Origin of the sequence: Paraburkholderia sp. MM5477-R1, assembly GCF_050436385.1 — a bacterium.
Lineage (GTDB): Bacteria > Pseudomonadota > Gammaproteobacteria > Burkholderiales > Burkholderiaceae > Paraburkholderia > Paraburkholderia tuberum.
The window spans coordinates 631,475-643,457 of record NZ_JBNDMC010000010.1 but is presented as its reverse complement, the minus strand read 5'-3'; the positions used below and the strand labels follow the sequence as shown (position 1 = coordinate 643,457).

The window sequence follows — 11,983 nt, the reverse complement described above, 5'->3', positions numbered from 1 at the left end:
GCGCGCGTCGCGTTCGTTTGACCCAGCCATAGGCTTATTTGGCTTTTACACGCCAGTATCTGTACTTTTGCGGAACGAAAGCCTCATGCCTTGAGCACTTTCTTCCCCTTCGTCCCGAGCAACGGCAAGTCGCGGATCCGCACACCGGTCGCGTCGTCGATCGCATTCGCGAGCGCCGCGGCGGCCGGGCCTTGCGCCGCTTCTCCGACCCCGAGGAATGGCAGGCCCGGCCGGTCGATCAACAGCACGTCCACGCGTTTGGGTACGGACGAGAAGCGCATGATCGGATAAGTGCTCCAGTCATAGCTCGTGATGCGTTGCGGGTCGAAATGCGTTTCTTCATAGAGCGTCCAGCTCGTGGTTTGCAAAATGCCGCCTTCGATCTGATTGCGCACGCCGTCCGGATTGACGATCTGTCCGCAATCGACGGCTGCTACGACACGCTCGATGCTGAGCTCGCCGGTATCGCGCATGACCGTCACGTCCATCGCGACGGCAAGGTAGGCCATCAGGTTCTTGTATTGGGCAAACGCAAAGCCGGTACCGTGCGAGCGCGGGCTCGAGTCGCCCGTTCGCGCGCTGCGGGCTCGCCAGCCGAATTGATCGACTACGGCGCTAATGACGCCATGCGCGCGCGGATCATCGAGATGTTTGAGGCGAAACGCCACCGGGTCGGCGTGCGCGGCTCTGGCGAGCTCGTCGATGAAGCTCTCGATCGCGAACACGTTCATGTGCGCGCCGAGCGAGCGCATGGCAGAGACACGTATCGGCATCGTCGGCACGAAATGATGCTGCACGCGCAGGCTGGGCACGCGGTATAGCGGAACGCTGTTGCGGTCGCCTCCGCCTTCCGGCATCGGAATCGGCTTCGGCGGCGCGGGGGTGAACGGTTGCGCAAGGAGCTGCGCGGGCAACAGGCGGCCCGCATTCTCGATGCGGTTGTTATGCGTGTTGCTCCATAGCTCGTAACGCCAGTCGGCAAGCGTGCCCGCCGAATCGAGCGTTGCATTCGCCTCGACTGTCATGGCAGGGCCGAACGGCTCCCACATGTGTTCCTGTTCGCGCATCAATTGCACGCGCACCGGGCGGCCAGGCAGCTCGCGTGCAACGAGGGCGGCGTCGGCCGCGACATCGTCCGCGCCGTTGTGTCCGTAGCAGCCCGAACCTTCCACATGGACGCAGCGCACCTTGTCGGGTGGCATCGCGAGCATTTCGGCGATGCCCGCACGCAGCGGATAGACGCCTTGCGTATGCGTCCACACGGTCATCACATCGTTGTCGAGCTGCGCGACAGCGCACGATGGCCCAATCGAGCCATGCGTCAGATACGGCCTCGAATAGCGCGCCCGCAGCGTCGCCACAGGCGCGGCCGCGCCCGTCGCTGCGCCCTGATCGGCCACCGCGATTTCCTGTGAAGGCAGACTCATCAGCAAGGCGTGAACGTTCGCCGGATCGGGCAGCGGCGGCCCGGCCTGCCATTGCGCGGCAAGCGCAAGCTCACGCATCGCGAGGATCGCGCGCCATTCGTCGTCGGCGACCACCGCGAGGTAGTTGCCGTTGCGCACGACCTTGATGACGCCGGGCAGCGCTTCGACGCGCCCGCTATCGACTGCGACGAGGCTCGCGCCATAAGACGGCGGCCGCACCACGCGGGCATGCAGCATGCCGTGCGGCCGCAGGTCCTGGACGTAGCTCGCGCCGCCCGTCACCTTGCCCGGGATATCCACGCGCGGCAGCATATGGCCAATCAGCGCGTAGGCCGATGGCGGCTTTTTCGGCGCGTCGGGCTGCGCGTTCTGATGGAGGTCCGCGTATTGCACGGCTTCGCCGTAGCTCATGCGTCTTCCGTCGGCGGCAATGACGGCGCCGTCGCGCGTCGTCAGGACCGCTGCGTCGACGCCCAACTGCGACGCCGCGCTCGCGACCAGCAGCGCGCGTACCTGAGCGGCGGCGTTGAGGATCGCGGTGCCGCTGTCCGCCATCGTGTGACTGCCTGCGGTGTAGCCTTCGTTCGGCGTTGCGGCGGTGTCGGCGGTAATCAGCTCGATCGCATGAGGCGCGAGATCCAGCTCTTCCGCGGCGACCTGCAGCAGCGCGGTGCGAATGCCCGTGCCAAGCTCCGCCTTGCCCGTGAATACGCTCACGTGGCCGTCAGGGGCGACCTTGATCCACGCATCGAGCAACGGCGTGCTCTTGAGACTGCCCGGCAGCTTCGGGGCGCTCGCGTTGAAGGTGCCTGCTTCGGTGGTGGTTTGCGCAAGCGCGGCCATGCCGGGCACGATCGCGAAGCTCACCATCAGCGAGCCGCCAACGAGGAAGCGGCGCCGTGCGGGGTCATCGGGGCCGCTGCCGTGAGCGACGGAGGACGGGCGGCCGTCGCTCACGACTGCGCTCCCTCGTCCGTTCGCGGCGAACCCGTCGCGACTTGCCGGATCGCCGCGAGAATGCGCATGTGCGTGCCGCAGCGGCACAGGTTCGGCTGCATGTAGCGGCGGATCTGTTCATCGCCTGGGTGCGGGATTCGCTCCAGCAGCGTGTGCGCGCGCATGATCATACCGGCGATGCAATAGCCGCATTGCGCGGCTTGCTCGTCAATGAAGGCTTGCTGAAGTGGTCCCGGATGTTCCGCGCTGCCAAGTCCTTCGACGGTTCGCACTGGCCGGTCGCCAACGGCCACGACCGGCATGAGGCACGAGAACACCGGTTCGCCGCCGACGCTGACCGTGCATGCGCCGCATTGACCGAGACCGCAGCCGAACTTCGCGCCATCGAGCTGCAACTGGTTGCGCAGCACGTAGAGCAGCGGCGTTGACGGGTCGACATCGACCGTATGACTGACTCCGTTGACGTTGAGCGTGATCATCGTGGCAGGCCGTCCTTGCGAAAATGCGCGACCGCGCCGGCGTCGAGCGAGGGCCACGCGTCGCGTGCGGTGAAGCGTTCGCGCGTGTAGTTGGCGAGCTCCGCTATCTGGGCATCCGTGAATGTGTTGGCGAATGATGGCATGAAGGGCGCGCTATCGCTTTCGTGCCAGTCGATTCCATCGAGGATGATACGGACCATGTTGCGTGGGCTGTCGGCGTTGACGGCCGTGGAAAGGGACAGCGACGGTCGAGCGCCCCCGCTCGACATCGGCGCGCCTTCGGCATGGCACGATGCGCAGGCCGCGGAGAATAGATTCGCGCCGCCGCCGGGCGCGGTGGACACGGGCGCGGCGGAAGCGGAGGGCGAGGCGACCGGATGCTCCGGCATGCCTGGGCCCCCGGACGGCAACGCCAGCAGATACGCGGCAATCGCCTCTACGTCGGAGGCGGACGCGTCGGCGAGCATGCGCGTGACGGGGCGCATCGGACCCGCCGCCGCCCCATGGGCGCTCGCGAGGCCCGTGCGCAGATAGCTGACGAGTTGTGCCTGCGTCCAGGGCGTGGGGCGTGAAGCGAGGTCCGTCAGCGCGGGCGCATCCCATCCGTCGATCGTGCCGCCTTGCAGCGCGCGGTCGCGGCGCTCGGCACCGAGGCGGTCGAGCGGCGTGTGGCACGCACCGCAATGACCGAGGCTTTCGACCAGGTATCGTCCGCGTGCGACGTCCGGCGCTTCGGGCGGGGCCGGCGCTGCTTCGGTACCGGTATGCAGGTAAAAAAGATTCCACACGGCGATGAGGGGCCTGAAGCCGAGCGGGAAGATCAGCTCGTTGTGCGGTGCAGGCGCCTTGACGGGAGCGCGGCTCATCAGCCACGCATACAGCGAGCCCATATCGGCATCGCTGATGTGCGTGAAGTGCGGATAGGGGAACGCGGGATAGAGCAGATGGCCGTCGCTGGACACGCCGCGCCGCATCGCGCGCGCGAACGCGTCGAGCGACCAGCCCCCGATACCCGTCTCGTTGTCCGGGGTGATGTTGGTCGAGTAAATGATGCCGAAGGGTGTTCGCAGTGGCAGTCCGCCCGCGAGGGGCAGGCCGCCCGTCGCGGTGTGGCACGCGACGCAATTGCCAACGGCCGCGAGCTTCGCGCCGCGCGCCGCGGCCGCGGTATCGCTGCCGGCCGCGATGGGCGCGGTCACGGCAACCGGCGCGGGCTCCCCAGCATGCGCGGTGGGTCCGCCGTATGCGGCCATGAGGGCAACCAGAACAACGGCCACGCCTGCACTCGCCACCCGTCCTTTCATCTAGCCTCCATCGCCGAGCCGTCCGCGCATCATGGTTCCATGACTACGTCGCGCGGCTCCAGGTGGCGCAAGCGGCGTTCCTGATATTCGCGGAAGTCTGCGGCTGTTCGCCGCTCCGCGGTTGGCCGCTGTCTACGAGGACGGAAGCTCTAGGTGCGAACAGCGGCAGGTCGCGATAACGGTCTCGCCTAGCCGGCTGCGATCGCGATGGCGATCTGCACGAAAAGCACCTTGACGATGGTCATCGACGGAAAAATCATCGCGTACATGACGTCGGGCTGATCCGTCGGCGCGATGCGGTTGGCGAAGGCGAGAATCGCGGGATTGCCGGTGGCCCCGCAGATCACGCCGACCGATGTATCGAAAGACAGTCTGAAGACCCACAGGCAGCACACAGCCGTGACGCCGACGAGCACCAGCAGCGTGATCACGCCATAAAGCAGCAGCAGCGGTCCGGCAGTGCCGACGGTCGCGACGAACTTCGGTCCGCAAGACAGGCCCACCTGCGCGAGAAAAATCGTCAGCCCGAGATTGCGCAGCACGAGATTTGCAGAGAGCGGCATCACCCACACGAACGGTCCGCTGCGGCGCGCCTTGCCGAGGCACAGCGCGACCAGTAGCAACGCCGCGAGACCCAGGCTGAACACGCCGAGACCGGGCGCGCGCAGCGGGATCGCGCCGACCAGCAGCCCCGCTGCCGCGCCGATGCCCAGACAGATGAAACTGAGGTCGGCCGTGCCCTTGATCGAATCGCCGAAAAACGCGCGGACCCTCGCGCGATGCGCGCTACTGACGAGCAGGCCGACGCGGTCGCCAGCTTCGAGAATGAGCTCTGGCGTCGACAGTAGATCGGCGTCGCCGCGCCGCACGTGCGCGACCGCGCAGTTCACGCCATCCGGAAAGCGCAGATTGCCGAGCGCCGTGCCGACGACTGACGGACTCGACGCGAACACGCGCATATAGTCCAGGTCTTCCCGATGACTCGAGATACGCCCGGGCTGTAGCTCGCCGCAGAGCGCCGTTGCTTCGTCGAGCGGGCGGCGCTCGGTGGCGGTGGCAAGGAGGACGTCGTCGGCGCGCAGCGTGAAGTCGTCGCTGGGCAGCTGATTGTGATGCGCGCGCCGCACGGCCGCGATCACCACGCCGGCAGGCAGGCGAGTCGAGAGCTCCGACAGCTTGAGACCGAAGAGACTGGCATTGCGCAGCGCGATTTCCGCGGTCTCCAGCAACTTCGCGGGCGGTTTCGGTATTTTGGCTTTCAGGACCGAGTTCAGCACATAGAGGAATAGGATCGGCCCGGCCACGCCGAACGGATAGGTGACGCTATAAGCCACGGCGGCATTGCTGCTTTTCATCGATGCGATGGCAACCTGCAGGCTCGCCGTGCTGGTGCCGCTGCCGGCGAACATGCCGAGCGCATCGGCGAGCGTGATGCCGAAATGGATGAAGGCGCACGCCACCAGACCCGAAACGATCACGCCCAGACATGCGGCCGCGTTGGCCTTCATGCCTTCCCGGCTCGTGAGTCCGCGGAAGAACTGCGCGCCGTACTGAATGCCGATGCCATACAGAAACAGCAGCAGACCGAGCGTGCCCAGCAACGCCGGCGGCGCGGATTTCGGCGCGAACGCGCCGAGCGCCAGTCCAACGAACAGCACGGCCCCCGAGCCTAGAGCCACGCCCTTGATAGTGATTTCGCCGACCAGGTAGCCGAGCGCGATGGTCAGAAAAAGCGCGAACAGCGGCTGAGTTTCGAGGAAAGTTCTGGCTGCTTCCATGCCGCCCCCTTTAGGTGGACAAAGCAACGCGACTGAGCGCTTCCACCGGGCAGGCCTCGCGTTCGACGCACGGCAGTTGCTGACGATACTCGTTGCTGCTATCGCATTGCGCCTGCGAGGTTGCCCGAGCCGAGACCCACGATCAGATCGAGTGCGCCGTTCTTCAACGCTTGCGTCGCGACCACGCCGGCTGCTTTCAATGCGGCCGCGTCGATGCGCGACGCGTCCGATAGCTCGACACGCAACCGCCGCAAATGCCGACCCATTTGCCATGCTTGTGCGCACCGTCGACCGTCATGCCGATCAGACGCAACACCGCCGGGTGCAGCGCGTCGGCCTGCTTCGCGAGTTGCGGATGGCCGCGGTCCATCGCGAGCGTGTATTGCGTGAGATCGTTCGTGCCGATCGAGAAGAAGTCGACTTCGCGTGCGAGCGGCTCGGCGATCAGCGCGGCCGCGGGGACTTCGATCATGACGCCGACTTTCACAGCCGCCGCGGGTGCGGGCGCATCGCCGGGCTTTTCGCCCGATCCCTCGCCAAGCAGACGCGCGACGGTGCTGGCCGCCTCCGCCGCGTCGGGACCGCGGGCCTCGACGCGCAGCTTGTCGCCGAACTTCGTTGCGAGCCCCATGATCGCGACGACGGACTTGGCATTTGCGCTGGCATCGCCGCGCAGCAGCCGGATCTCGGACTTGAATTTCTTCGCCTCGACCGCGACGACCGCAGCGGGCCGTGCATGCAGGCCCGCTGGATTCGGCAGCGTGATCTCGTCGGAGAAGATCGCGCCGGTGGCGCTGGCCGTGTCCTTGTCCTCCATGCTGCCGACCAGCTCGACGTACAGCGCGACGTCGGTGCCGGCGACGACGAGCCCTTTCGCGGGAACGTAGCGCGTGACGAGATCGCCATTGGCGATCACCATTTGCGTGAGGAGGCTGGTTGCTTTTGCGCCGACCGCGATTGGGTCGAAGCGGATCAGCGGCGTGCCCGTCGCGACGGCGTCGCCTTCCTTGACCAACGGCATGAAGCCCTCGCCGCGCAGCAACACGGTGTCGAGCCCGATGTGCAGCAGCACTTGCAGACCGTTGTCGTCGGTGATCGTCGTGGCGTGGCCAGCGCTATGGAGTTGCGTGACCTTGCCGGCAAGCGGCGACAGCAGTTCATCCGAGGTCGGATCGATCGACACGCCATCGCCGACCATCTTCTGGGCGAAGACCGGATCGGGCACGCTCTCGAGAGGAACCAGTACGCCCGACAGTGGTGCCATCAACCCGATGCGCAGAGGACGCTGAGGAGCTTTCATCGCCAGGACTCCTTGTACATTGACGCTCGCCTCAGGTGGCTCGACTCGAGCCGCATGGGCGCGACATTCATACGTGCGGTCGGCACCATTGCCGCTCACGCCGCTCACCCACTTGTGAGCGGCGCACGTTACAAAAGCGTCGGTGACAAAAACTCGGGAAACCAGACAAGGTCGCGCACGTCGCCCGTGTGCGCCCGCGCAGCCTCGACCGGGATGAATGGAGAAACGTCAGGCACGCTCCGACGGCGCTGTTTGCGTTTGCCGGGCCGCCTCGCACCCGTGCGCAACCCTTTGCACCTTGGTCCCGGAAAAAAGGACCCGGAAAGCGCTCTGAAAAAGAGCATATGTTACTGAGCGCAGATTGCAAGACAAGACGATTTCGGACGGGAACGCCTGAAATTTGCAATTTCCTGGCGGGAGATGAGCGGTCTTTATTAATTGGCGTGTGACGCGTTCATTAATCTGTGTTTTATCCGTTTAGCGAAAGGCGGCGGCCCGACAAGACGCTCACCCTTGCTGTTCAGAGTAGATCCGTCACGACATCGACCGTATCGAACTCGATGAGCAATTCCGCGCCCAACGAGGCGCCTATAGATGCAATCGGCATATTGGGGCGGTTCTCTTTCCCGAAATATGATTTTTCTAGCGCATGGAGGGCGCGCTGATAATCAGGGGACTGGAAATCCGTGAGTACCTTTACTTCATAAATAACGTTCTGGATGAGGAAATCGTTCGCAAGACAGCGCGTCGCGCCCTTGAATTGAACGCGAACCCGGTCTTTCCTGTTGTCGAACATCAAGGCAAGCTCAACGATGCTTGCCTCACGGTCCGCGGATACGCCCATCAAATACCAGTCATGGAACGCATTGAATTTCTTGAGAAGGTCCATCGCGTAATTCCTTCAGGGACTCCAGGTGCTGAATGGAACAACGTAATCGCCGCCATTTCGCACACCGTTGTCCCAATTGTGCGCGTGGGGCTTCAATCCGTTGTGTACATGGTCAAAGTCGAGATCAACGACCGGCTTTCTATCATCCCCGTACAGCCGCATTTGCCCGCTACCTGGGTTTGTGTACCAGATTCCCGGGTCGCCGAGGTTCGGAGTCTTGGCTACATCGAATGAACCTTCGTCAACCTGGTTGGGCGAGTACTCGAACGGCTGCGCATCGCCCAGCGGCGTTGAGACCGGCGTGGCGATGGTCCCATCGGGTAGCACGTCGCCGGCGGCCCTGAGAACGCACGGTGGCGCGACTTACGAGACCTCGTAACATTGTGGAAGACTGTCAAGAAAACAGTTGGAGCGTCGATGGTTTGGCCAATGCGCATCACATTGCTGATGGCGAACGCGTCCGTGCCGACGCATATGGAAGAGCCGTACGCGGTCGTTTCACGGGACTAGCTGACTCATAGCGAGATATCGCCGCAGACGCATTGTTCAGCCACACCTTCTAGTCTTTTCATCGGACGACTCTTTTTCCGACACGAGGTCCAGCCTAAAGTACGAGACTTCAATCTGGCATCAAGGTCGTCATGCAAATCGATACACCTGCAATCCCGGCATCGTTGGAAGGACATTCAACCTCCGCGGGTCAATGGCTCTCCGTCATAGCGGTAGCGGTAAGCGCATTCGCCTTCGTCACGGCCGAGTTTTTGCCTGTCGGGCTGTTGCCGCAAATCGCACACGACCTCGGCGTGTCGACCGGTGTCGCTGGCCTCATGGTCACCACGCCCGGCGTGATGGCCGCGATATTGGCGCCTACGCTGATAGTCAGCGCGGGCCGCATGGACCGCCGGTACGTTTTCCTGCTCCTCACTGCGGTACTGTTGATCGCGAACGTCGTGTGTGCCATCGCACCGAACCTTGCGATCATGCTCGTAGGACGGGCTCTGCTTGGCGGCGCGCTGGGTGGCTTCTGGACTCTGGCGACGGCGGCGGCTCCTCGACTCGTGCAAGCAAAGGATGCCGCCAAAGCGACCGCGACCATTCTGACCGGCGTGACCTGCGCAACCGTGATCGGCGTGCCGCTCGGGACGTTCATCGCGTCGTTTGCATCGTGGCGCATGGCGTTTGCCGCCACCGCGGGCCTCGTGTCGCTCGCCTTACTGGCGCAGGCGTTCCTCGTGCCTTCGTTGCCGTCGGCATCGGCGTTGCGGATCGCAGATTTCAAAACCCTGCTTGGCCGGCCTCATACGAGGTTGAGCATGGTGATGGTCGCGCTCGTCTTCGGCGCGCATTTCTCGACCTACACGTATATTGCGCCGCTGCTCGAACACGACTTCTCGTTGAGCGCCATCACGCTGTTGCTGTTCGGATTCGGTCTGATCGGCTTCTTCTCCAATGCGTTGACATCGATGGTGATTTCGGACCATCTAAAGAAATCCGTCGCCGCGATGGTTCTGCTGCTATTGGGCGCGTTGTCGTCGATGTTGCTGCTCGAACATTCGCCGATCGGCGAGACCGCGGGGATGCTGCTGTGGGGAATCGCGTTCGGAGCGCTTCCGCTTTGCTTCAGCGTGTGGATTCAGCGCGGCACGACAGACCTGCCCGAAGCGGGGTCGGCCATGTTCGTCAGCATCATCCAGGTGGCGATTGCGGTGGGCTCGGCAGTGGGGGGCACCATTGTCGACCGTGCGGGCGTTCACGCTGACTTCACGCTGGGACTTGGACTCGCGCTACTGGGCCTCGTGGCACTGCAACGGCTTGCTGTACTGGAACGACCGGCCACGGCGGCTTCCCTTGATTGCGCCTGCGATGCGTCGGTTGACTGACGCGTCGAGACAGTGCGTCGCGTGACTGGACCGCACCGCGCTAGCCAGCCATGGCGACCGAATCCGTCAAACAGCCGTCTTCACGACTCTGGGTTGAAACGGGGCGTTGAGCGACACGTCGCCAGCGGCCTCGTTGCGGGCGGCGCTCGTCGATAGATAGCGCAAACAGCACACGCGCAAAAAAGACGCGAAATTCAACGGCTCTTCGCCGCGCAAGGCGACCAGTTCGTCGTGAAGCTTCACCACGAACTGGGTCGTCGTCACGTTCTCGCGGTTGGCGATTTCCCGAAGCACGTCCCAGAAGAGATTTTCCAGCCTCAGCGTGGTCACGACGCCATGAATGCGCAGCGCGCGCGTACGCGACTCGTAGAGGATCGGATCAGCGTTGACATAGACGTTGCACATACGTTCAGCCTTTCTCGCGAATGATGACGTCGCAGGACGCGAAGCGCGCGGCGCGGGCGCTCATGCCGTCGTAATCGAGCGTAACACGGTTGGTCGCCCGCGATGCCGCGCCTCGGTCGAGGCGCGCTCCTTCAATGCGCGATGCGCGTGCCCAGCAGCGCAAGGAACTGCGCAAGCCAGTTCACGTGCGAGGTCCATGCGGGCGCGGTGACGAAGTTCTCGTCCGTGATCGCATCAGGCCAGTCGAGCGCCACGTACTGCGCGCCCGCGAGCTTCACTTCGGGCGCGCAGGCCGGATACGCCGAGATGCGCCGGCCTTCGATCACACCCGCCGCAGCCAGCAGTTGCGCGCCGTGGCAGACCGCGGCAATCGGCTTCTTCGCTTCGGCGAATTGGCGCACCCAGCCGATCACCTCGTCGTTGAGTCGCAGATATTCGGGGGCGCGGCCGCCGGGCACGAGCAGCGCGTCATATTGCGCGGGGTTCACCGACGCGAAATCGGCGTTCAGCGTGAAGTTATGGCCACGCTTTTCGGTGTAGGTCTGATCGCCTTCGAAGTCGTGGATTGCGGTGCGAATCGCGTCGCCCGCGCGCTTGTCGGGCGCGACGACGTCCACCGAATGCCCGACTGCCGCCAGTGCCTGAAACGGCACCATCAGCTCATAATCTTCGACGAAATCGCCGGCGATGATAAGAATTCGCTTTGACATGCTTCGTCTCCTCTCGAATGGGGTGGGAAATGGCGAGGCGGACGCGCTATCGCGGTGTGAAGGCGGCGGCCGTTGAGAAGCAATATAGCGATCGACGCAGTGGGCCAGGTAATACGCGGCTAAATGCCGACCAGGGATTTCACTGAGCTGAACGGAATTCAGCCCGAATGCGGCAGACGATCGCGGTAGGTGGAGCAAAGAAAAAGAGTCGCGCTCCATTCGAGTGCGACTCTTTTATCATTGGGAACGTCCATTCAACCGCGCAGATTCGACACACATCGCTGCAGCACCTTGCGCAGCGTATCGACCGGGATTTCCGTTACTCCGTCCAGCATGGACGCTTCGAGCGCGTCGATCGCCGAATCGCATTCCTGTAGTACCCGGCGCCCTTCGTCGGTCAGAAACAGATGAATCAGTCGACCGTGGGTAGGATGCCCCACGCGTCCGACCCAACCGTTGGCTTCCATCGTCTTGACAACTTCGTTGGCCGACTGCGGCGTGATGAACGAGCGTTCGGCGAGTTTCGCATTGGTCATCGCGCCGCTGGCGCTGATGACGGAGAGTGCGGTGAACTGAGGCAAGGTCAGCCCGAATTCACCCAGTACATCGATCAAACTGCGTTTGAGCAGGCGGTCGAGTTGGCCGACCACATAGGAAACGCGGGAAGGTGGCGCACCGGTTTTCGTTGAACCGGCCTGTTTGGCAAGGGGCGTTCGCCGCTTCTCCATTGTCTTGATCATTATCAGGTTGCCTTAGGTGTTTCTACCAGGCATATCATATTCTACTTTCAATATCAGGTCTCCTGAGACTAGACTCATCATCAATTCCGGGGGCGCTGTGGGAAGGATTCTGAT

The 11,983-nt window shown here is 63.6% G+C and carries 10 protein-coding genes; 1 reads left to right on the top strand and 9 read right to left on the bottom strand.

Features of this window, described 5'->3' with window-relative positions; genetic code table 11:
* Nucleotides 1-83 precede the first annotated feature (83 nt).
* The 6 genes from OKW35_RS46765 to OKW35_RS46740 all read right to left on the bottom strand — a co-directional run bounded on the left by OKW35_RS46765 (nucleotide 84) and on the right by OKW35_RS46740 (nucleotide 8,134).
* The gene (locus OKW35_RS46765; RefSeq protein ID WP_429555619.1) at nucleotides 84-2,384 is read right to left on the bottom strand and encodes a molybdopterin cofactor-binding domain-containing protein; all 2,301 of its coding nucleotides are present in this window, start codon (nucleotides 2,382-2,384) and stop codon (nucleotides 84-86) included.
* Nucleotides 2,381-2,863 (bottom strand): (2Fe-2S)-binding protein, encoded by a 483-nt coding sequence (locus OKW35_RS46760; RefSeq protein WP_184061893.1) that lies wholly within the window; start codon nucleotides 2,861-2,863, stop codon nucleotides 2,381-2,383. The genes OKW35_RS46765 and OKW35_RS46760 overlap by 4 nt, the downstream gene beginning before the upstream one ends.
* Nucleotides 2,860-4,167 carry a c-type cytochrome gene (locus OKW35_RS46755; protein ID WP_429555618.1) on the bottom strand — a complete coding sequence of 436 codons (1,308 nt, stop codon included), beginning with the start codon at nucleotides 4,165-4,167 and terminating at the stop codon, nucleotides 2,860-2,862. Before OKW35_RS46755 ends, OKW35_RS46760 begins: the two co-directional genes overlap by 4 nt.
* A gap of 188 nt (nucleotides 4,168-4,355) precedes the next feature.
* Nucleotides 4,356-5,945 (bottom strand): aspartate:alanine exchanger family transporter, encoded by a 1,590-nt coding sequence (locus OKW35_RS46750; RefSeq protein ID WP_429555617.1) that lies wholly within the window; start codon nucleotides 5,943-5,945, stop codon nucleotides 4,356-4,358.
* Between the two features lie 196 nt (nucleotides 5,946-6,141).
* A complete protein-coding gene (locus tag OKW35_RS46745) occupies nucleotides 6,142-7,245 on the bottom strand; it encodes a glucose PTS transporter subunit IIA (RefSeq protein WP_429555616.1) in 1,104 nt (367 codons plus the stop codon).
* 520 nt (nucleotides 7,246-7,765) lie between these two features.
* Nucleotides 7,766-8,134 carry a hypothetical protein gene (locus OKW35_RS46740; protein WP_429555615.1) on the bottom strand — a complete coding sequence of 123 codons (369 nt, stop codon included), beginning with the start codon at nucleotides 8,132-8,134 and terminating at the stop codon, nucleotides 7,766-7,768.
* Between the two features lie 641 nt (nucleotides 8,135-8,775).
* On the opposite strand from OKW35_RS46740, the gene OKW35_RS46735 reads away from it, so the two are divergent.
* A complete protein-coding gene (locus tag OKW35_RS46735; RefSeq protein WP_429555614.1) occupies nucleotides 8,776-10,014 on the top strand; it encodes an MFS transporter in 1,239 nt (412 codons plus the stop codon).
* Between the two features lie 66 nt (nucleotides 10,015-10,080).
* Here OKW35_RS46735 and OKW35_RS46730 read toward each other — a convergent pair whose 3' ends face one another.
* From OKW35_RS46730 to OKW35_RS46720, 3 genes are all read right to left on the bottom strand, one after another.
* The gene (locus OKW35_RS46730) at nucleotides 10,081-10,419 is read right to left on the bottom strand and encodes a ribbon-helix-helix domain-containing protein (protein ID WP_184061887.1); all 339 of its coding nucleotides are present in this window, start codon (nucleotides 10,417-10,419) and stop codon (nucleotides 10,081-10,083) included.
* A gap of 131 nt (nucleotides 10,420-10,550) precedes the next feature.
* Nucleotides 10,551-11,129: a DJ-1/PfpI family protein gene (locus OKW35_RS46725; protein WP_184032364.1), complete on the bottom strand. Its 579-nt coding sequence runs from the start codon at nucleotides 11,127-11,129 to the stop codon at nucleotides 10,551-10,553.
* Nucleotides 11,130-11,383: 254 nt separating this feature from the next.
* Nucleotides 11,384-11,869 (bottom strand): MarR family winged helix-turn-helix transcriptional regulator, encoded by a 486-nt coding sequence (locus tag OKW35_RS46720; protein ID WP_090808939.1) that lies wholly within the window; start codon nucleotides 11,867-11,869, stop codon nucleotides 11,384-11,386.
* Nucleotides 11,870-11,983 lie beyond the last annotated feature (114 nt).

What these genes read in the sequence shown, in the direction of transcription:
- OKW35_RS46745 (WP_429555616.1), bottom strand. Translation starts at nt 7,245, where the DNA reads ATGAAAGCTCCTCAGCGTCCTCTGCGCATCGGGTTGATGGCACCACTG.
- OKW35_RS46755 (WP_429555618.1), bottom strand. Translation starts at nt 4,167, where the DNA reads ATGAAAGGACGGGTGGCGAGTGCAGGCGTGGCCGTTGTTCTGGTTGCC.
- OKW35_RS46725 (WP_184032364.1), bottom strand. Translation starts at nt 11,129, where the DNA reads ATGTCAAAGCGAATTCTTATCATCGCCGGCGATTTCGTCGAAGATTAT.
- OKW35_RS46720 (WP_090808939.1), bottom strand. Translation starts at nt 11,869, where the DNA reads ATGATCAAGACAATGGAGAAGCGGCGAACGCCCCTTGCCAAACAGGCC.
- OKW35_RS46730 (WP_184061887.1), bottom strand. Translation starts at nt 10,419, where the DNA reads ATGTGCAACGTCTATGTCAACGCTGATCCGATCCTCTACGAGTCGCGT.
- OKW35_RS46740 (WP_429555615.1), bottom strand. Translation starts at nt 8,134, where the DNA reads ATGGACCTTCTCAAGAAATTCAATGCGTTCCATGACTGGTATTTGATG.
- OKW35_RS46735 (WP_429555614.1), top strand. Translation starts at nt 8,776, where the DNA reads ATGCAAATCGATACACCTGCAATCCCGGCATCGTTGGAAGGACATTCA.
- OKW35_RS46760 (WP_184061893.1), bottom strand. Translation starts at nt 2,863, where the DNA reads ATGATCACGCTCAACGTCAACGGAGTCAGTCATACGGTCGATGTCGAC.
- OKW35_RS46750 (WP_429555617.1), bottom strand. Translation starts at nt 5,945, where the DNA reads ATGGAAGCAGCCAGAACTTTCCTCGAAACTCAGCCGCTGTTCGCGCTT.